Raw genomic sequence first — 19,357 nt, 5'->3', positions numbered from 1 at the left:
CAGCGGCCGGCGGCACCTCCGGCGCTGGCCGGGTTGGAAGAGGGCATGCCCCAGCTCACTCTGGTCGACCTGGCGACACCGCTGGGCCGCCATGCCAGGCCCGAGGAGATTGCCCGGCAGCTTGGCTTCCTGCTGTCGGACGACTGCGCCTTGATGACGGGCGCAACCCTGCTGAGCGACGGCGGCTACACGCTGTGAGCGCGGCAGGGGATGGGCGCCTGCAGTCGGCCTACGGCGCCTTTCGTCCGTTCACCTCAGCTTCACTCGCGAGCAGCGACTGGAGCCGGTCGAGGTTCTGCTCGTTGGCGGTGTCGGTGATGCGGCGCATCTTCGCGGCGACCTCGGGGCTCTCGAACTCCTGGACCCAGGCCAGGTGTGTCTTGTCACCGCGAGCGGTCAGGGTCACCGTCAGCCTGTACCATGGCTTGACGACGTGCTCGATGACGAGCCTGGTGTCTGGCTGGAGCTCCCGGAAGACACTCTCGTTGGCGTAGTTGGCGCCATTCGGGCCGTGCATCACGAAGACCCACCGCCCGCCGGGCTTGAACTCGAACTGCTCGAACGTGTTCGTGAAGCCGCTCGGTCCCCACCATCGGGCGAGGCGCTCCGGTTGCTCGAACGCTGCGAAGACCTCTCGCGGGCTGGCTGACAACAGCCGCTCGGTGCTGACGGCGGCGTCCGGGGGGTTCGCTTGCGACATCCGCTACTCCTTCGTGGCCTGGCGCTCGCGAAGCGAAGCCACCAGCGCGTCCAACTGGTCGTAGGTCTCCCGCATCCCCTGCTCCATGCCCGAAGCCATGGCGCCGTCGCGGGCCTCCTTGGACGGGTAGCGCTCGCGTGAGACGAGCTGTGTCTTCCCGCCGCGGTCCTCGAAGGTGACGCGGATGACGGCCTCGCCGGCGTCGGCCATGGGCTCGAACACCTGCGTGTACACGAGGCGCGAGTGCGGGGAGACCTCGGTGTACCGGCCCGAGAAGGCGAACGCGTCCCCTCCTTCAGGCTTGAGGACATACCGGTACGTCCCGCCGACCCGGACCTCCGCCTCGCACCCGATGATGGCAACCCCCATCGTCTTCGGTGCCCACCAGCGCTTCACCAGCTCGGGCTGCGTCCACGCCTCGAACACGATTCTCGCGGGCGCGTTGAAGGTCCGCGTGATGACGACCTCGCGCTCGCCCTCGAGCTCCAGGGTGGTCAGGTTGCGGGCGACGGGCTCACTGCTTCACCCTGCTACAGGTGTTCGCCTGGCTCCGGAATCGGTGTTCGGCTTGTCCCGGAGCGGGTGATCGGCTTGCTCCGGAATCGGTGATCGCGATCGCCCGGAGCACGCACCGAGCCCCGCTCGGCGCTGTTGCAGCCGCCCCCCGACGTACTCCCGCGCGGCCCTGGGGTTCTCCCGTGATTCACCCCCGGGGACCGTGCGCCCGTCCAGGTTGGGCAAGGCGTTTCGCGCTGCGCACCACCTCGAAGCCGTGACGCCCACCCGGTGCGCGGTGGCAGCCAGGGCTCATGCTGAGCGCCACCCTGGGGCCGTGGTGCCTACCGGGTGCGTGGTGGCCGCCAGCGTCCGCGCCGAGCACGACCTCGGCGCCGTGGCACCTGCCCGGTACGCGGTGGCCGCCAGAGCCCGCGCCGAGCGCCACCTCGAAGCGCCCAGCAGGTGTGCCCGCAGGCGCGCACGCGCTGGGGCTCCAGACCTGGCCCTCGCAAACGCGGCGTTACCCCTCGCCGAGCCGGGAGCGCGCTCGGCAAGGGCAGGCGTCTGTTAGGGTCTACCTATGAGGTTACGCCCCTTGCTCCATGTTCCTGGGCTCCTGCTGGTGCTGCTGTCCCTGGGTGCGTCGGCAGCGGAAGCGCAGCCAGCCCCCAGCCCCTCCCTTCAATTCCGCCGCGTGCCCCTCATTGGAAGGCGCGAGGTGGTGCGGCTTGCTCCGGGCATCCCCGCAACGCTCAACTTCGACGCGGAGATCAACCCGGAGAAAGTGCGGCTGGATGCCCCGGCCCCCGTCAAGCTCCTGAGCATTTCAGAGAACGCCGTCACGCTGGTGGCCGAGGGGGACCTGGGCGCGGGGGTGACGCTGCGCGTGCCGTTCCTGAATGCGCCCACCCTCGCGGAACCCGCCTTCCAGCTCGTCACGGCTTCGGACGTGGCGGACGCGCAGGTGCTGGTCTACCGCAGCGCCAACGCGCCGGAGTTGATGCAAGCGCGGCTGACGGAGTTGGAGGCCCGCAGCGCCGCGTGCGAGGCGCAACTGTCCACCGAGCGCGAGCGGAGCAAAGCCACGGGTCCCGCCGCGTCGGTCCTCTCGGGGCAAGTGAATGCGGCGGGCGTGCGCGTTGCCGAACTCAAGCGGGTGACCAACGTGGGCACGGCCGGCCTCAAGGCAACGTCCGTCCGCCGCTTCCTGGCGGACAAGTGGGCGGTGCTTGAAGTGGAGGTGACGAACACGTCCGGGCAGCCCTGGCGGCCGGGACGGGCATGGTTGGAGAGTGCGTCCACCGGCCGCCGCGTGAACGCGCGCACGGTGAGCATGGCGCCGGAAGTGCTGGCAACCGGCGAGCCGGGCCGCGTGGTGGTGGAGTTTGAAAGGCCGCCCGGGAGCGTGGGGGAAGTCTTCCGGTTGGTGGTAGAGGACGCGGACGGCGCCCGGCCCCTGACTGTCGCGGGCGTGGTGATGAAGGACCCAGCGCAGGAGAAGAGCGGCCCATGATGAACGTGGACTCTCCCAGCTTCCTCAAGCCCGGCGCCTGCGTCGGAGCCCCCTTCCGGATTCGCGGTTGGAAGGGCGGCGGCGCCTATGGCGAGGTGTACGAGTGCGAAAGCGAGGGCAGGCCCTACGCCCTCAAGCTGTCCAAGCACCGCCAGTCCAGCGATGACCCGGGCAAGACGTACCAGCGCCAACTGCGGGAGTTGGTGTGCCTTGTCCAGTTGGACCACCCGAATATCGCCAAGGTGCTTGGCTGGGCGCGCACCCGGCAGGGTTACGGCTACCTCGTGCTGGAGTACGTGGACGGCTGGACACTGGCCCAATGGCTCCAGGAAGCCCGCCCCACCTTCGCGCAAGTCCTCCGTGTTTTCGCCAAGCTGGCGGATGCGCTGGCGTACATGCACGCGCGGGGCGTGAGGCACCGGGATATCTCGCTACTCAACGTCATGGTGCGCAGGGCGGACGGTGAGCCCGTCCTCATTGACCTGGGGGCGGGCGAATACTTCGGCGCCCCCGAGTTGACGGATGCGCCCCTGCCCCCGGGCACCACCCGCTATCGCTCGCCGGAGGCGGCCCGCTTCCTCAAGGAACACCAGAACGACCCGAGCGCCCGGTACGACTTCCCGCCCGAAGATGACTTCTACTCGCTGGCGGTGTGCCTCTATGACGCGCTGACGGACGATGAGCCCGCCCTCAAGGCGAACGCACGCAAGGCCCCGCGCCTCAACGTCAACAGCCCCACCATGGCCCCGCTTCCGGCACGCAAGGTCAACCCGCGAGTGCCCGAGGCACTGAGTGCATGGGTGGCGCGGTGGCTGGTGCGCGACGTGGAGACGCGGCGGCCAGCGCTGGCGGCCATGCCCGGCGCCCTGGAAGAGTTGGCGAAGCAAGGCGGCGCGGAGTGGCTGTCCTCCGTCCTGCCCCCATCGGAAGAGGACGCCCCGGCCCCCGAGCACGCCCAAACCCGGCAGCGGCGGCGCGTGCTGGCGTGGGCCGTGGTCGCGGGCGTGCTCGCGGCTGTCGCGGCACTCGCGTGGCTGCGCGCGGGCCCCTCACCGGACACGCCGCCGTCCGAGGCTGCGCCGCAGGCGCCAAGCACCCCGCCGGTGCCAGCCCCGGACAAGCTACCTTCCCCGCCCGCGCCGCCTGCGGGTGCAGTACCGTCCCCGTCCCAGGTGTCCCCTGTCGAGAAGGAAAGCCCCTCTGTGAGTGCCCCCACCAATCCGCCCCCGAGTCCGTCCGCCGCGAAGAAGCCGAAGAAGGCCGCGCCCGTCTTCAGCCCCGCATTCCTCAAGCAATGCGCCGTGGCGGGCGCGAGTGCCGCCGCGTTGATGGGCTGCCCCGGCTCCCAGGTGACGCCCACGCGGGAGACGTGCCCCAAGGAAGCCGTGCGGGCCGCGCAGGAAAGAGAACTGGAGCAGGATGCCTTTTTCACCGTCCACGTTGACGCGAGGCAGCCGTGCCCGGAACGGAAGGCTTGCGACGTCACCGTGCGCGACGGGCCGATTGAAACCGTCGTGACGCGTGGCCGGTGGGGTATGCCCGATGGCACGCGGCTCTACGGCCAAGCCTTCACGGCGGGTGACGAGGTGGTCATCCGCTACACCCGCGCCGTGATTCCTTCCGGAGTCACCGAGATGTACGCCGGGGGCGAACGAGACTTCCCCATTTGCGCGGTGCTCGGTAACAACGGCGGCGCCAAGAAGGAAGAGGGCTCCAAGCCCGGCGCCGCGCGAGTGTACTTCCAACAGTCCGCACGCATCATTCTCGGTCGGTGGCCGTAAGGCCGGGCGTAAAGGGCCTTTGCAGAAACTCGGCCCATGCCGCTATAGCAACATTGTTGCGATAAGTCGGGCCTCGAACCTTGGGAGTCGTTCCCTTCCGGGGCTACTCACCGGTACCTTCCTCCCTTCGTTCGCGCGGCGTCCGTCGCCGCGCTTCCAGGAAGGAGACACCCTCATGCCGTACGCTGGTGACCCGTGGTTTCCCCCGGGGACGGTCCTCTTCTCGCGTGGAAAGTCCTTCTACGAAATGGTGGAGGACTTGGGGCCCGGCCACCACGGCGAGCGGGTGCTGGTGGCGCGCCGACGCGTCAAAGGCGAAGCGCACGGAAAGGTCATCCTCAAGGCGGTGCTCATGCCCGCCGTCACGGCCGAGTTGAAGCTGGCGCGCAAGCGGCTGGAGGAAGAGGTCAAGCTCGCCAGCTACCTGCGCCACCCCAACATTGCTCGCGTCTACGACATGCACAAAGCCCAGGGCGCCCTGTACGTGATTACCGAGTGCGTCACCGGGTGCTCGCTCAATACCCTGGCCGAAGTGGCGCTGACGCATGAGCGCCGCTTCCCCGAATCCTTCATGCTCTACGTCGGCGCCCAGGTGGCCGGGGCCCTGGCCCACGCGCATACCTGCCGGAGCGACAGCGGCAAGCCGCTCAACATCGTCCACCGGGCGATGGACCCGGTACGCATTCGCATGTCGCTGGCTGGCGAAGTGAAGCTGACGGACTTCGGCCTTGCCTCCGCGCGGCTTCCAGGCCAGGGGAGCACCCGCCGCCCCGGCCCACGGGGCGAAGTCTACTGGGCCTCCCCCGAGGCGTTGCTGGGCCAGCCGGAGGACGCGCGCTCGGACCTCTTCACGCTGGGCATGGTGCTGGTGGACTTCGCCACCGGGCGGCACCTGCTCAGCGCGCCCACCCTGCTGACGCGGGACTTGTGGGAATTGGTGCCCGAAGGGGAGCGGGAGTGGCTGGGCTTCGCCATCGCGCGAGTGCAGGACGAATGGGGAGGGGTAGACCCCGAGGACACCATTTTACGGGCGGCCACCTTCACCCCGGCGGACGTGGACGCGGCAACGCAAGGGCTGTCGGAGCCCGCGCGGGCCATCTTCCGCAAGCTGCTGCGCCGAGAACCGGCGGAGCGCTACGCCTCCGCCCTGGAGTTGCAAGAGGACTTGTCCAACGTGCTCCGGGAGCGTGGGGGGTACAGCGCCAAGAATGCAGCCGACGCCATCCACGCGGCGCTGCGGCGGGCAGGTGAGGCCATGGCCGACGACGTGGACGGGGCACAGAGTGCCTTCTGCCAAGACCACATCACCACGGAGCCGACTCCGCCGTGAGGCCGCCCGCCCGGCCTCCAACTTCCTTCTCGCGCTGCCATGAAGGACGTAGCAGCCAGCATGGGCATTGCCATGGAAGTCTACGGGCGCCTGGAGTGTCGCGCACTCGGCATGTCCGCTGATGCGGCGTTCGGCTTGGAGCCCTCCGAGGCGCCTGCTGCCGCGCTGGCGCCTGCGCATCCTTGCCGAGCGCGCTCCCGGCCCGGCGAGGAGTAACGCGACGGTGCGAGGGCGAGGTCTGGAGCCCCAGCGCGTGCGCACCCGTGGGCACCCTCTCGGGGCGCTCCGGGGTGGCGCTCGGCGCGGGCTCTGGCGGCCACCGCGTACCGGGCAGGTGCCACGGCGCCGAGGTCGTGCTCGGCGCGGACGTTGGCGGCCACCACGCACCCGGTAGGCACCACGGCCCCAGGGTGGCGCTCAGCATGAGCCCTGGCTGCCACTGCGCACCGAGCAGGCGCCACGGCTTCGCGGTGGTGCGCAGCGCGAAACGCCTTGCCCAACCTGGACGGGCTCACGGTCCCCAGGGGACGCGGTACGGGCGAAACCCAGGGCCGCGCGGGAGTGCGTCGGGGGGCGGCTGCAACAGCGCCGAGGGGATGCTTGGCGCGGGCAAGCTCTCCGGCTCCGGGGCAGTGCTCGGCGCGGGCGCTGGCCGCCACCACGCACCGGCAGGCACCACGGTCCCGAGGGGTGCTCGACATCGGCGCTGGCCGCCACCACGCACCGGAAGGGCAGCACGGCGCCGAGGTGGTGTTCGGCACGGGGGCTGGCCGCCGCTGCGCATGGTGGAGACGCCACGCCCCGAGGTGGCGCATGGGAAAGCCCCATCCGATGGGTCCTGGCCGTGGCCCGGCCGCGCCCTGGAGGATGAAACCCTTTCCCATTGGAGGGCTTCATGAGGGTGCATCGCGCTGCCGCGCTGCTGCTGGCTGTGATGACAGGTTGTGCCTCGGGGCGCGTGGTGCGCTTGGAGACGGGGCGGGGGCCGCCAGTCGTCTTCACGCCCGACAGCGGCGAAACTGCGCCATTGGAGATGGAGCGGCGCGAGTTCAAAGAGGCCGTGGCCCGGCTGGCGCGGCAGATGCGGCCCTCGGCCAATCCCCAGCAGGCCGCGCGGAACCTCTTGGGCGTGGAGACCCGCAGCGGCGCGTACCTCTTCAACCCACGCACCCGGCAGATGACGCCGCTGGACGGGGCGGCACTGGCCTCCGATATGCCGCCAGCGGAGGCGGAGCTGACGAGGGCATATCTGCGTTGGTGCGAGCGCACCGGGCGCAAGGGCGACTGCCTGCGCCTGCTGGTGGACAGCCCCAGCGTCACCGGAGACGGACGCTATGCCCTGGCCATGGCTCTGGCCCAAGGCGTCGTCCTGGATGAGATGTTGGACGCCTTCAAGGGCATGGCCGACCCGCACGCGGCGCTCTCGGCGGCGCTGTGGACCCTGACCCTCTACCTGGTCCTTTGGTCGGTGCCCGAGCCAGTGAGCAAGGGCCTGGCTGCTGTGATGACGGCGACAGCCATTGTCTACCTCGGGGTGGACACCTTCTGGACGCTGATAGCGGGCTTCAAGCGGTTGGTGGAAGAGGCGGACCGGGCGACCACGTTTGACGAACTGCGCGACGCGGGCGAGCGCTACGGAAAGGTCATGGGCCAGAACGCGGCGCGCGCCTTCGCGCTGCTGGCGACGGTGGCCGTGGGGAACACTGCTGCGGGCTTCGCCAACAAGGTGCCCACGCTGCCCGGTTCAGCTCAGGCGGCGACGCTGGCCGGGGGCCGCGCGGGCATCCGCCTTGCCGCTGTGGGAGAAGTGGGAGAAGTGGCCGTGTCGGGTGAGGCTGTCACCGTGGTCCTCGCCCCTACTGCTGTGGCCATGACGGCGCGGGCCATGGGGGGCGTGGCTGCCGCCCCGGTGGACTCGGAGGGCCACAACCACCATATCGCCACGGACAAGTGGTGGAAGTCTACGAACAATGCGGGACCGTGGTCGCCTCAGTTCCAGAAGATTTTCGACAGGGCGGGCATGTCGCTGAACGATCCGGCCAACATCGTCCGTGTCAAGGGCCACAAGGGGCCCCACCCGCAGGAGTACCACGAAGCAATTTTCCAACGCCTGTCTGACGCAACGGAGGGGTGCCGCACCATGCAGAAATGTCGCGAGGCACTCACTGCGGAACTGCGCGACCTCGCCGGGGAAATCGTCACTCCAGGGAGTGACCTCAACAGACTGGTGACGGGCACCTAGGACCACCACAATGGGTCACATGCCAAAGCGGTACTACGACCTGAAGGACGACATGCGCATTCGGGGGCGATGGTTGCTCGGCACCCCTACTGATGCGCAAGGGCGAGAGGTGGACGACCCATGGATGTTCTATCGGGGCGAGCGACTCCCGGACCTCGGCCCCTTGAAGCTCCCCATCACTGTCCCCGGCAGGGCGCTCGACTTCTCGCGGGCGGCGTTCGCTGCCCCGGTGGTCCACGCCCGAGTGGCTTCCGTCCTCTCGGAACTTGCTCCCGAAGAAGTGCAGGCTCTGCCCGTGGAGATTGAGGGCCGGCCAGAGCCGTTCTTCATTCTCGTGGCGACCCAGCTCATTCAGTGCATTGACGAGCGAGCATCCAGGCATGTCAGGAAATGGACCCCGGAGGATGGGCGGCCCGAGAAACTGGGAAAGTACCGGGACGTACGGGGCATGCGTATCGACCCGTCGAATGTCGGTGACGCCAAGATTTTTCGCCCCCAGGGCTGGGCTATCGTGCTGATTGTCCGTGAAGACATTAAAGACGCCTTGGAAGGCATGGGGGCCACCGGGACGACGTTTGAAGAAGTCTAGGGGCCTGCCCCATGACTCCGTAGTGGTGCTCGGCGCGGGCACCGGCGGCCAGCACTCAGCGGGCGGGCACAATGGCCCCGAGGGAGCACGCGGCGCGGGTGCGCACGATGGCCCGAGGTGGTGCTCGGCATGGGCTCTCTCTTCGCGCGCATCGCGGTCCAGTTGCGCACCGTCCCCGCCCCTTCCTGACGCCCGCTGCTCATTGACAACCTCGCGCGGGCCCTGACTCCGGCGGGAGAGGGTCGCGCTTTGCCTGTTGCAGAAGCCAGAACCGACGCGAGGCAAAGTGCGAGGCCGCCAGCAGGCTCTGCTGCGACACTGGCCCTATCTCCGTGCCCGGTGTGACCTATCCGGGCTATCACCATAAAACTCAACCGCCGCCGAAGGCAATTGATGGGGCTACAGGTAGGTTACTCAATAGTCAGGATCCGTGTACTCACGCTCATCCAGCATCCCATCCAACGAGAAAGCCACACTGAATCGTTTGAAGATTCCAAAGAAGTCAACAAATGACATGTCCAATTTCACTGACCGAACCACAACAGGTCCAGACGCAGCCTCAATCATTGCCTTTACAGTATCGTGGTCGCCACGCTGTACGAGAAGAAACTCGGCCTGCACTGGATCCTTGTGCGCCACATGGTTTCCGCCTGCAAAGAACCTGACGCCCAATAGAAACTCGCCATCCTTCATATGGCCCTGCTTCTTAAGCCAGTCATGAGGGCCAATCATGCCGGAGCCATCTGCAGCCGAAGTACCTTTCCAGTCACCGTACTGAACTGAAGCTCTAAACTGATGTGTTCCCATATGATGGCGTCTCCTTGATGCTTAGACTCGAAACGAATATGAGTCTATAGGGCCAGAGGCCTTGATGATATCCCCAAAAGGGTACAAGGCAACAGCTTTGCCCTCTCGCTGACTGCTCTTGGTCTAAAGCAACCCATGTCTCGCCGATCACCTACGAGACCTTCGAGGCGCGCCCCGGGCCGAGCGGGAGCTGACCGACGCGCGCCACCGGGGCCGAGCTGGGAGCGGCGATCATGGCTGCCACCCCGGCGCGCGTCAGCGGGGCCGAGCGGGAGCTGACCGACGCGCGCTCCACCGGGGCCGAGCGGGAGCTGTCCGACGTGGGCGCCTCCGGCCCGAACTGGACGCGGCAGCAAGGCAGGGAGGGCGCGAGAAACGCCGCGCGGAACGGCGCGCGAGTGAGCTTGCCCCGATTCAGTGGGGTAAGCCCACTCCTCAGACGCGCCGAACCGCTAGGCCGAGCCATCTGTCGGACCGAAAGCCATCAGCACAGCATGGCGGCGCGTTAGAAGACATCAATGTAGGAGGATTTCGGCACAGGATAGTTCTTATTGAGGACGTTATAGATGCGCTGCACGAAGTCATCGTTTGCGGCGGCGTTTGGTCCGACGTAGCCGTTGCCGGCATCCCAGGTCTCAAGGCGGAACAAGATCCCGTCCAGCTTGTTTGCGCCAACATCGGCGGACAGGAAAGCAGAGCCGTCCTTCCTGACTCGAAGCTGCCAATTCTGGGAGTCGTCCACCGACGCAAGCAGCGCACGCACATCGTCCTTCGTGAAGGGGCGGGTCAGGTCGATTTCCATCTAGATTCTCCTAGGCGGCGGAAGGTGTCAGGCGACTCGCAGATAGCATGGTGGCGCTGGAGAAACTCCAGAGCGTTCGATAGATCAGCAGTGGGATGGCGAGCAGGCGAGCCAGCCGAGCGGCCACCACGCACCGGGTAGGTGCCACGGCATCGAGGTGATGCTCGGTATGGGTGCTGGCGGCCGCCACGCACAGGGTGGGCTCAACGGCCCCATGGTGGTGCTCCGCACGGGCCCTGGCCGCCAGCGCACCGGGCGGGCGCCACGGCTCCGAGGTGGTGCTCAACGCGAACGCCTTGCCCGACCTGGACGGCCTCACGGTCCCCTCGGGGCGCAGTACGAACGCACCCCAGGAACGCGCGGAAGTGCGGAGGGGCGGTTGCAACGGCTTCGGGGGCTCGGCACGGACGCTGGCGTCCACCGCGCACCCGGCAGGCACTACGGCCCCGAGGTCGTGCTCGGCGCGGGTGGGCACCATGGCCCGAGGTGGCAGGATGCTCGTGCTCCTATCCGGTGCTGCGTTCAGGCCGGTTTGGTTCCCCGCAGGGACCAAAAAAGAACCAAATCCAATGGACGGTCCTGGACTCACCCGGACGGATGGCCACCCCTCTTTTCAGAGGGGAAACCGGGCGGGCGGCCTCTGGCCAGAGTAGGGACCAAATCCGCCTGTGCGGCTTCGATTCCCGCCGCCTCCACTAGCAGCAACCCGCCGCTGTAGGCCGCCCCCTGCATCCGAGCGGGGGCGCGGGAGGCGCCTGGTGCCTCCTGATTGAACGGGCTAGGGCACGGCGCTCACGTCCACGTCGATGACGCGCGGCTCCTCGGTGCTCGTCGCGCCGGTGAACGAGGGCATCGCGGCGGCCACCTGGAGCGTCAGCGCCCATTCACCCGTGCTGAGCTGGGTGGGCACGTACTTCCAGGTGAGCTGCACGGGCCCCGCGGTCTCACCCTCGGCCAACAGTGCCTCGCGGGCGCGCTGCTCGATTTCCGCCGTGGTCAGCCGCGTCCGGAGCAGGTGGCCGGCGCGGGCCAGGGGCGGCCAGCTGATGAGCGCGCGCTGGAAGCTGCCATCCACCCCGTGGGACACCACCGCGCGGTGGCCCTCCACGCGAATGCCGTTGATGGCGCGCATCACGAAGGTCTTGTGGCGGTGGAGCTCGCGAGCGCCGAGGACCCCGTTCTCCTCGCTCTGCATGAAGGACTTCACCTGTCGCACCTCCCCCAGTTCCGACGTGGGGATGCCCCAGCGCTGCAGGCGGGCCAGGGCGGTGCGCTGCAGCACCGCGGGCTCCTGCGGCGTCGCGGGGCCACTGCCGAGCTTGTTCAGCACCAGCACCTGGCCTTCGGACGGGTCGCGCTCGAGCCTCCAGGTCCGGGACTCCAGGTCCCGGCGGGCGCCCAGCTCCTCCGTCATGATGAAGGCCTCGGTCGTTCCGACCAGGGCACGCTGCAGCATCGCGTCATCGAACGCGGTGCGGGGCAGCAGGTCGGTGGGGATTCCGCCGGTGGGAGGCGTGGCAATCCCGGTGGAGTCGAAGCTGAATGCGGAGGTCGCGCTCGCGGCCTGGGTGGTGGGGGTGGTGTCGGCGGGCTCGACGGGCGCCCCGCTGTCGCAGCCGAGCGCGGCGGTGAGCGGGAGGGCGGTCAGGAATCGGATGAGCTGGGTCTTCATGGCGTGTCGTTCTCTCTGAGCAAGGGCGATGGAGGCGGAGGTCAATCGTTGGGCAGCACCCGCCCGTTGTCGGGGTCGCAGCCCTCCACGGAGAAGAAGGTGGAGGCACCCTTGCTGCCGGTGTTCTTGCGGTCCTTCCAGCCGCCGGCCTCGAACATCGCCAGGCGCTTCGCCTTGGTGTCACCGAAGACGATGGACACCGGGCAGTCATCCCTGTTCTTGAGGGCGGCCCAGTCGTAGGCCTCGTCAATCCAGTTCTCGCCCACGCCGTCGCTGCGCGAGTTCGCCACGTAGCGCTTCACGTAGCGCTTCACGAAGTTGCCGCACGACGAGTCGCCGTGGAAGCCGTTCCACATGCTGAAGCCGCTGGTGCTCGTCACCAGCGTCCTGTACCCGCCCTGCTCCCACACCTCGTAGTCGGCGGACTGGCAGGCCTTCACGACGGCGATGTTCAGCTTCCCGTTCCCCAGGCTCATGTGGACGTTCGTGATGGCACTACACGAGTCCGCGTTGCTTCCCATCACCAGCCAGCTCTGGTTGTTCGTCTTGCTGTGGCCGCCATGCGTGTGCACGAAGAGGACGTTCGCGTCGTCTACGCCCGCGTTGGCCTGGGTGTCCTTCGCGTTCGTCGCCGACCCCTTGGAGGCGTCCGTCCAGAGGTCCGTGCGCGCACTCGAGTTGTTGAGCGTGCGGACGTCCGTCCACTGTCCGGAGTTCATGAGAGAGCTGAAGTAGCCCGAGAACTCGGCCGCCGTCTTCGTATGCACCGAGTGCGAGTCTGCCTCGCACTGCCCCGCCCCTCCGAAGTTGGCGATGCCGTAGACGTGGGTCTCGTTCGCCAGCGCCGCAGCGGGCAGCAGCAGGGCCCCCGCGAGCGCCGCGCTCGTCCACTGCTGCGTTTGCTTCCGGAGTCTCATGGTGTCCGTGTCTCTCCCCGTACGGGGTGTGCGTGGATGGCCTGTTGCCGCCGGAGGAGCGGGCGGGGTTCACCGCGCGCTTCCCGGTCCTGGCCCATCAACGAAACTCGGGGCGAAATCCCCTCACCCCCTTCGCCAGGGAACCGGGCTCCGCTCACGCGGGGTGTGATAAACGTGTAATTCATGAAACTACCCCTCGCGCTTGTTCTCCTCCCTGCCCTCTCGACGTTCGCCTGCGTCTCGGCGGAAACCGGGTGGGAGGGGGATGGCTCGCCACCCGCCATCGAGCCTGGCGAGGCCGCGCGGGAAGCCACGACTCCGCTCCGTGCGAAGGCGCTTGGACGCATGCGGAACGCGGCGAAGTACTTCCATGACGTGGTCGCGCGCCACGGCGGGTATGCGTGGCACCACAACGCCACCAACCTGGGTGAGCGCTGGGGCGACATCCAGCTCGACGGGGATCAGATCATGATTCAGTCGCCCGGCACGTCGGACGTGACGATTGCCTTCGTCGAAGCCGCGCTTGCCGACCCGGCAACCCCTGCGCTGAAGACCTACGCGACGGACGCGGCGATGGCGCTACGCCACGGGCAGGTGAAGTCGGGAGGCTGGCGCCTCTACGCGGACTTCAAACCGACGCCAACGCTGAGGGCGTGCTACCGCAACACCACGGCCAGCTGCGGCTGCGGCGGCTGCACGACGACGAGCTACGACGACCAGGTCACCCAGAATGCGCTCATCGCGATGATGCGCACCGACCAGCTCCTCGGGTTCGCGAATCCGGCCATCTCCGAAGCCTCCTCGTACGCCCGTGGAAAGGTGGAGACCTCGCAGTTCCCGACGAATGGCGGCTTCCCCCAGGGGTTCACCGGTCCCGTCGCCGCGCGGGCGGCGCTCCCGGCGAGCTATCCGCCCCCCTCGCTGGACACCTCGTGTGGTCTCGCCCATTGCTACGACAACGTCTACACCCACGAGTACTGGGACGACCCGACGCTGAATGACAACCTCGCGTCGGCCTTCGTGGAGATGCTGTACTGGGCAAGGGAGGTCTACCCGGCGCAGGCCGCGACGTATCAGGACATGCTCACCGCGTTTGGTGGCTTCCTTCGCCGTGCGCAGCTGCCCCAGCCCCAGCCCGCCTGGGCGCAGCAGTACGACCTCCAGATGCAGCCGCGCTGGGCGCGCAGCTGGGAGGCTCCGGCGATTGCAGGCCAGGAAAGCCAGGACGTCATGTGGGCGCTCCTCCGTCTCTACCAGCTCGACGCGGGCGTGCCGGCGAACCGCGCCGCCGTCGGGACTGCGCTGGCGTACCTCGAGAACGTCGACCATGCGGGCAACATGCTCATCCATCGTTACATCGAGCTCGACGACACCTCGCCGTCGAACATCGGCTTCTACACGGTGAAGCTCGGCGGGTACCCGGTCCGGTTCTCTCCGGCGCCGCCCACGTACCAGAACTATGCGTGGGAGGTGCCTTCGCAGCTTGCGGCCCTCCGTGCGGAGTACGACCGGCTGGCGAGCGACACGACGGTGATGAAGCGCTCTTGCCAGCAGCTCCGCGCCGACACGGCGCAGGCCGTCGACACGGCGGTGAACAACGAGAAGTGGCTGACGACATATAGCCCGGGCGGCCCGCGAAGCGGTGCAACCCCGGGCGACTACCTCGACACGAGCACGTTCGTCAGGAACCTGCGCACCCTGGCCGAGTTCGTCACGCGCACGACGACCGACTGCGTCGCTTGGAATTACTGATAGTCCAAGGTTCGTAGCGGTCCACGCGGTTGCGGTCCGGGTGGCGCGCCTATCTGCCAGGCTGGCCCAGGCCCACGTCCAGAATCCGCAGGCCCCCCGATGCAGCAGAGGCACCGGGCGCTATCGTGCGTGACGCAACGTTGTGTACAAGCTCGGCCCATGACCACGACCTCGGACCTGATGCGCGCTGTGGAGGAGGCCTGGGCGGAGGTTCCGGCCCCGCCCCTTCTCGAGCTGCGGCTCACCGGGTGGGGTCTGAGCCAAGAGGAGGCCGACGCCTTCGTGGACTTGGCGCCCATGGAGGTGGACATCGACTCCGTGGGCTTCCTGATGGCCGAGTTCCTCTTCGACCTGCCCCCGGAGGCAGCGGCGGCCTACCTCGGCACCTTTCTGCGCGCCGTGATGCAGAGCCTCCGCGACCAGGAGCGGGTTGGGGTCTTCGGGGACGCGCTGACGCGGGCCCACCTCATCACCTGCCTCAAGGACCGCGGGTTCTGGGAGGAGGTCATCGCGGCCCACCTGACGGGACGGCGCCTGGAGGTCCTCCTGGACGTGGTCGAGCACCTGGTGCGGGAGCGGAAGGCCCTGGGGCTCGACGACGGGGACATCGGGACGCTTCGGGCGCGCGTCTCCGGTTCTCTGCGGGGATAGCGAGGCGCGCAGGACCGACAAAGAGCCGACGGCCTCCTCCTCGGACGCCGGGCCGCTGGCGCCGCGGTCCAATTGAACGCCCATGCGCGTGGCCCCTACCGTCCTGCGCCAGCACGCCGGGCTCGCGGCCATCCTGTGGTCTTCCGCTGCTGCGAAGGCCATCGGGTTCCCGGACCCGGCTCGGGACGCGGACCTGCTCTCACGGGCGCGGCGCACTGCGACGGGCGGGTGGGTCGTGCAGCTCACCGATGCGCCGCTCGATCTCGACGACCCCGCCCACTTCGCCCGCTCATTGCCACAGAAAGCAAAGGCCGAGTCCCTGAAGGAACCCGGCCCGCGCAGGTGGTCAACGATACGTTCGCCTGCTCTTACTTGCGGATGCAGCCAGATTTATCAGTGAGTGCCTTTGGACAGGCGACCTGCTTGAAGCTCATGGTAGGATTATCCGCGTTCATGAACCATTCGAATCGCCACTGACAGCCCGCCCTCAATTGAGACGGCAGCTGGCTGCATTCAGCTCGACTGGCGATGCCGCCGTATCTGGCACCCCAACCATCGGCTGGAGCATTCCACTGAGGTGTACAGGCGTTGAACAGGCCAACACCCCCGCCAGGGACTAGCAAGTCGAAATGGTTCTGCCCCAAATCCCCTCCCGTATTGACAACCTGAACCACCATCTTCTTGCCATTCACGGGCCCGCTGGTGAATGTCAATTCGTAACAGGCGCAGCTCCAAGTGGCTTCTGACCCGCCGCTCACAAAAGCCGCAGCAAATCCATATGACAATTTTGCATCCACGGCCCACGGCTGATTGTTGTTGCACGTGAAGGCAGCACCACCATTCGCACCGCTTTTCGCATCCGGACTGACTGGGGTGACGCCATCCTTGGCGCAAGCTTTGACCGGGCTGGTGACTGAGGCTTTCCCAGGCCACGCAGCGCTTGGTTTGCCACAATCCCAATATCGGGTCGTTTTGCCCGTTTGTTGAGCCTCCGCTTCATTGCCGATGCCGAGCAGGAGCGCGAACGCAGTCACTACAGTCAGCGCTTGTCGAAGGGCGCCTCTGTGACGAGTATTTGTCATCGTTGCAGCGTGGCCGTAACAACACGCGAGTGTCAAGGAGCGGCGCGGCCCCACGCTTCACACCTCGTGCGTACCCGGCAATGCGCTACAAGGAGAGAGAAACGCCTGCGGGCCGGAAGAGCACGCAGGCGGACACCGCGTCAGAGTTCACACGCCCCGTCCCCGGTTCTACTTGCCTGGATGCCACCGCGAGCCCCTGCTCGCACCACGCGCTTTATCGAGCCAGTTCAGGGAACGCGCGGTTCCGAAGCTCGGGTTCGGGGGTGTCCCTGTACCGCTCGAAGACCTGCACGGATTGCCGTGCAATGTTTCCCAGTCCGCCCGTTCCCGAGTACGCCTTGAAGTTGCTGATCCGCATTTTCATGCTCCCCAGCTTGATCCCCCCGCCGCTTCGCGATGGCGGGCATGTCGAACGGGAGCTGCTCCGTACCAAATCTGTACAGGTAGAATGCAACGAGGTCGTCAGCCTCGCTCCAGTCGTGTCGGTCCATTACTGTGCTCCAGTGGGTGTTCGGGTTACAGCCACGACTACGAGGCCGAATAGCTATCCTCGCTCGCGGGAGTTGGGACGGAGACGTCCAGCCCGACGTCGAAGGTGCATCCAAGCATGTCGGCCCGATTCCCATGGCACTTCTTTTGTTGGTTCACGAGTGAAACCAATGAAATGGTCTTCGTTCGTCCTGCCTTCTTGCTTGGCTCTTGAGCGAGCGCGACCGGACCTACCAGCATCAGGACGACAGCAGCACGGGCTTCAGCTTCATGGCACCTCCCAGAAGAGTGGGACTCGACCCAATCTAACACCGCCGAGACATTCGGGCGACCTCAGGAGTAGATTCCTGCCTCATGGGAACTTGGATGAACGCGGCCTTTATCCAGTGTGGCGATGTGGACCGGGTTGAGAGAGAACTTGCCCGCCTTGTGGTGGAAAAAGGGCGGCGACTCGTGACCCCGAGACAGCGCAAGACTGACCATCGCGATCCCATGCAAATCGGAAAGGGTGACGAGGTTTGCCGTTGGGGGATAGCCGGTTTCCGTGGCGCCCCGGGATGGACTGCCATCCGCACCGCCCCCTTTGAATTGTTGATGCAGGAAAGCTCGCCGCTTCTTGCACGCCTCGCCGAACGGGTGGGCGCCCCTGCTTTCCAGTACAACATCCACGACAGCAGTTCAGGATTATTGATGGAGTCGGACGCGAGTGGGCGCGTGGAGCTTTCAGGGTACGTGTCGCACGAGCCGAGAGAATACTGGAACGGAGACCCGCCGATGGATCGCGTAGAGCCGCGCTTTCGCATCATCGCCCCCTCGGACGTGGCTGCATGGGCCGAGGCATCCAGGCCAAAGGCAAGGGTGAAAGTGATGGATTCCTCCAAGGAGAACCTTCAGACAGAGGACCCCGAGCTGGCGCGGTGGCTCCGCGATATTGGCGCCGAGGTTGACCCCACGGAAGGTCGACTCGGCCACTATGCCGTGTGGACATTTCATCCCGCACATGTCATCCGCAAGTTCGCGGAAGCAGGCGACACCGGCCTGTTCCTTGACCCGGATTGGTGTGTGGAACCAGCCTTCAAGACTGTTTTCGGCGGTCCGAACGCCGAGCACTGCGACAACCTCTTCATGGTGCAGACGCTAATCCCCCACGCACCACTGCCCGTTGACGGGTTCGTACTTTACGCAGAGTCGAAGGAGTAGGAACGCGAACGGGGCACCGGTGGCGCGCCCAGCCCGCCCCCCTGACGCGACAGGGGGCGCCCCGCAGCCACACTCAGCGCGGAGTCACGCGCCCGCCAACCTCCGGGAAGCGCTCATACGCGCGCAAGAGCGCCTCCAGGTGCGCGGGATTGTCGAGATCCAGCGGCGCATCGGTGAGCCGCACGACCCACCCGCCCGTCGCAGTGCGCCGCGCCCGAGAGAGCAGGTCCGCGTCCCGAGCCGGGTCCGGGAACCCGATGGCCTGTGCGGCTGCGGCAGACCAGTAGTTCAGCCACCCCAAGCAATGCGGAATCGCGGGCGAGCGGATCTTATCTGGGAACTTGAGCGCTGGGAGTCCGCGTGGCGGCCCCCCCGGCTTACGCGCTGGATCCCTCGTCTGCCCCGCAATCTCTACTGCCGCGCCTTGAGGCGTCGCACAGCCCCAGAACGACCGCGCGCTCTCCGCCACTCCACACAGCACCTCCACTGCCGCCACGATGCCTGCTGCGTCTAGAGGCAGATCTGCATGGACTTCGAGCAACGGCTGGCCACCCGATGCAGAGCGAGGGCTCATTGGAAGCCCGTAGATGGTGACGGGGTAGCGCTCGTCACCGTTGCACACGAGGGGAAACTCCCCCCGTGACGCCGCCTCGGCCAGCCAGGCGTCGCGCTGGGGCAACGCGATAGGGTGCCCGGCTTTGGAAATCTCCCACTCCAGGTGTGCACCGGGGAGAGCCTGTTCCACCGCATGGACGACAGCGAGCGGGCGGCTGTCATCGCCCATGAGCGCTGGCGCGTAGACGATGAGGACGAGGAAATCTTGAGTGGTCATCGTTTGCATCCCGTGACGACGACATTGAGGAGACGGTCCTGTGCCTCCAGCGCGGCTTTGTGCGCGGCGCTGCCAACCCCGACGGCGAAGCCATACCCACAGGCCTCCGCGATGTCGCGCTCTTCCTTCAGGTCGAGCACCTGATCTCTGATCACCTGGTTCTGGAGAAAGCGCGAGTACGTGTCAAATTGATGAGTCTTGATCTCCCACAGCATGCGCACGCCGACTTGCAGCGCATCAAAGCGCTTGCCGCCAACGAGCACGTCCATTCCGGGGTAGCGGTTCGGCGGAAACTTGTCAGCGCACTCGTTATGCGGGGCATCCTCGCCCGCGTGAGGCACCGGGATGGGCTCGCACTCAGAACGGCGGCGCTCCGCCATCACCGGGGCAGGCGGGTCCCTCCTGTTCGCGCTGGACCTCTCCGGTGTGGGGTTCGCCTCCGGTTCCTGCGAGGCCCGTGGAGCGTCTCCGGCCCAAAGGCCCGGCTCCCGGGTGGGCGG

The 19,357-nt window shown here is 67.1% G+C and carries 19 protein-coding genes; 10 read left to right on the top strand and 9 right to left on the bottom strand.

Features of this window, described 5'->3' with window-relative positions; translation table 11 throughout:
* Nucleotides 1-24: 24 nt before the first annotated feature.
* The gene (locus tag LXT23_RS23110) at nucleotides 25-198 is read left to right on the top strand and encodes an SDR family oxidoreductase (protein WP_407692912.1); all 174 of its coding nucleotides are present in this window, start codon (nucleotides 25-27) and stop codon (nucleotides 196-198) included.
* A 31-nt stretch (nucleotides 199-229) separates the two neighbouring features.
* Here the strand turns inward: LXT23_RS23110 and LXT23_RS23105 are convergent, their stop codons facing one another.
* Together LXT23_RS23105 and LXT23_RS23100 are read right to left on the bottom strand one after the other, a co-directional pair.
* Nucleotides 230-700 carry an SRPBCC domain-containing protein gene (locus LXT23_RS23105; protein ID WP_253982437.1) on the bottom strand — a complete coding sequence of 157 codons (471 nt, stop codon included), beginning with the start codon at nucleotides 698-700 and terminating at the stop codon, nucleotides 230-232.
* Nucleotides 701-703: 3 nt separating this feature from the next.
* On the bottom strand, nucleotides 704-1,159 hold the full coding sequence (locus LXT23_RS23100) for an SRPBCC family protein (RefSeq protein ID WP_323379080.1): 456 nt from the start codon (nucleotides 1,157-1,159) through the stop codon (nucleotides 704-706).
* 634 nt (nucleotides 1,160-1,793) lie between these two features.
* Here LXT23_RS23100 and LXT23_RS23095 point away from each other — a divergent pair.
* The 5 genes from LXT23_RS23095 (at nucleotide 1,794) to LXT23_RS23075 (ending at nucleotide 8,653) form a co-directional block, all read left to right on the top strand.
* Nucleotides 1,794-2,711 (top strand): DUF2381 family protein, encoded by a 918-nt coding sequence (locus tag LXT23_RS23095; RefSeq protein WP_253982436.1) that lies wholly within the window; start codon nucleotides 1,794-1,796, stop codon nucleotides 2,709-2,711.
* A complete protein-coding gene (locus LXT23_RS23090) occupies nucleotides 2,708-4,492 on the top strand; it encodes a serine/threonine protein kinase (protein ID WP_253982435.1) in 1,785 nt (594 codons plus the stop codon). Before LXT23_RS23095 ends, LXT23_RS23090 begins: the two co-directional genes overlap by 4 nt.
* Before the next feature lie 175 nt (nucleotides 4,493-4,667).
* Nucleotides 4,668-5,822, top strand: coding sequence for a serine/threonine protein kinase (locus tag LXT23_RS23085; protein WP_253982434.1), 1,155 nt, complete (start codon nucleotides 4,668-4,670; stop codon nucleotides 5,820-5,822).
* An 895-nt stretch (nucleotides 5,823-6,717) separates the two neighbouring features.
* Entirely contained in the window at nucleotides 6,718-8,064 is a 1,347-nt protein-coding gene (locus LXT23_RS23080; protein WP_253983138.1) for an AHH domain-containing protein, read from the top strand.
* A 19-nt stretch (nucleotides 8,065-8,083) separates the two neighbouring features.
* Nucleotides 8,084-8,653: an imm11 family protein gene (locus tag LXT23_RS23075; protein WP_253982433.1), complete on the top strand. Its 570-nt coding sequence runs from the start codon at nucleotides 8,084-8,086 to the stop codon at nucleotides 8,651-8,653.
* Between the two features lie 414 nt (nucleotides 8,654-9,067).
* Here the strand turns inward: LXT23_RS23075 and LXT23_RS23070 are convergent, their stop codons facing one another.
* From LXT23_RS23070 to LXT23_RS23055, 4 genes are all read right to left on the bottom strand, one after another.
* Complete coding sequence (locus tag LXT23_RS23070) at nucleotides 9,068-9,460, bottom strand: hypothetical protein (RefSeq protein WP_253982432.1); 393 nt, start codon at nucleotides 9,458-9,460, stop codon at nucleotides 9,068-9,070.
* Nucleotides 9,461-9,965: 505 nt separating this feature from the next.
* A complete protein-coding gene (locus tag LXT23_RS23065; RefSeq protein ID WP_253982431.1) occupies nucleotides 9,966-10,262 on the bottom strand; it encodes a hypothetical protein in 297 nt (98 codons plus the stop codon).
* 778 nt (nucleotides 10,263-11,040) lie between these two features.
* Nucleotides 11,041-11,934, bottom strand: a complete 894-nt coding sequence (locus tag LXT23_RS23060) for a hypothetical protein (RefSeq protein WP_253982430.1) — start codon at nucleotides 11,932-11,934, stop codon at nucleotides 11,041-11,043.
* Between the two features lie 41 nt (nucleotides 11,935-11,975).
* Entirely contained in the window at nucleotides 11,976-12,851 is an 876-nt protein-coding gene (locus LXT23_RS23055) for a hypothetical protein (protein ID WP_253982429.1), read from the bottom strand.
* 345 nt (nucleotides 12,852-13,196) lie between these two features.
* Between LXT23_RS23055 and LXT23_RS23050 the strand changes: the two genes are divergently transcribed.
* The 3 genes from LXT23_RS23050 (at nucleotide 13,197) to LXT23_RS23040 (ending at nucleotide 15,654) form a co-directional block, all read left to right on the top strand.
* On the top strand, nucleotides 13,197-14,603 hold the full coding sequence (locus tag LXT23_RS23050) for a pectate lyase (RefSeq protein WP_253982428.1): 1,407 nt from the start codon (nucleotides 13,197-13,199) through the stop codon (nucleotides 14,601-14,603).
* Between the two features lie 159 nt (nucleotides 14,604-14,762).
* Nucleotides 14,763-15,254 (top strand): hypothetical protein, encoded by a 492-nt coding sequence (locus tag LXT23_RS23045; RefSeq protein WP_253982427.1) that lies wholly within the window; start codon nucleotides 14,763-14,765, stop codon nucleotides 15,252-15,254.
* A gap of 82 nt (nucleotides 15,255-15,336) precedes the next feature.
* Nucleotides 15,337-15,654, top strand: a complete 318-nt coding sequence (locus LXT23_RS23040; protein ID WP_253982426.1) for a DUF5953 family protein — start codon at nucleotides 15,337-15,339, stop codon at nucleotides 15,652-15,654.
* Here LXT23_RS23040 and LXT23_RS23035 read toward each other — a convergent pair.
* Nucleotides 15,623-16,288 carry a hypothetical protein gene (locus LXT23_RS23035; protein ID WP_253982425.1) on the bottom strand — a complete coding sequence of 222 codons (666 nt, stop codon included), beginning with the start codon at nucleotides 16,286-16,288 and terminating at the stop codon, nucleotides 15,623-15,625. The two genes, LXT23_RS23040 and LXT23_RS23035, sit on opposite strands and share 32 nt — an antisense overlap.
* A gap of 903 nt (nucleotides 16,289-17,191) precedes the next feature.
* On the opposite strand from LXT23_RS23035, the gene LXT23_RS23030 reads away from it, so the two are divergent.
* Entirely contained in the window at nucleotides 17,192-18,025 is an 834-nt protein-coding gene (locus LXT23_RS23030; RefSeq protein WP_253982424.1) for a hypothetical protein, read from the top strand.
* A 73-nt stretch (nucleotides 18,026-18,098) separates the two neighbouring features.
* Here the strand turns inward: LXT23_RS23030 and LXT23_RS23025 are convergent, their stop codons facing one another.
* The gene (locus LXT23_RS23025) at nucleotides 18,099-18,857 is read right to left on the bottom strand and encodes a DUF5953 family protein (RefSeq protein ID WP_253982423.1); all 759 of its coding nucleotides are present in this window, start codon (nucleotides 18,855-18,857) and stop codon (nucleotides 18,099-18,101) included.
* On the bottom strand, nucleotides 18,854-19,237 hold the full coding sequence (locus tag LXT23_RS50395) for a DUF6310 domain-containing protein (protein ID WP_323379073.1): 384 nt from the start codon (nucleotides 19,235-19,237) through the stop codon (nucleotides 18,854-18,856). The genes LXT23_RS23025 and LXT23_RS50395 overlap by 4 nt, the downstream gene beginning before the upstream one ends.
* Between the last annotated feature and the right edge of the window lie 120 nt (nucleotides 19,238-19,357).

Source organism: Pyxidicoccus xibeiensis, assembly GCF_024198175.1.
Lineage (GTDB): Bacteria > Myxococcota > Myxococcia > Myxococcales > Myxococcaceae > Myxococcus > Myxococcus xibeiensis.
The sequence above is the reverse complement of the archived record's forward strand: the minus strand, read 5'-3'. Positions and strand labels throughout refer to the sequence as shown.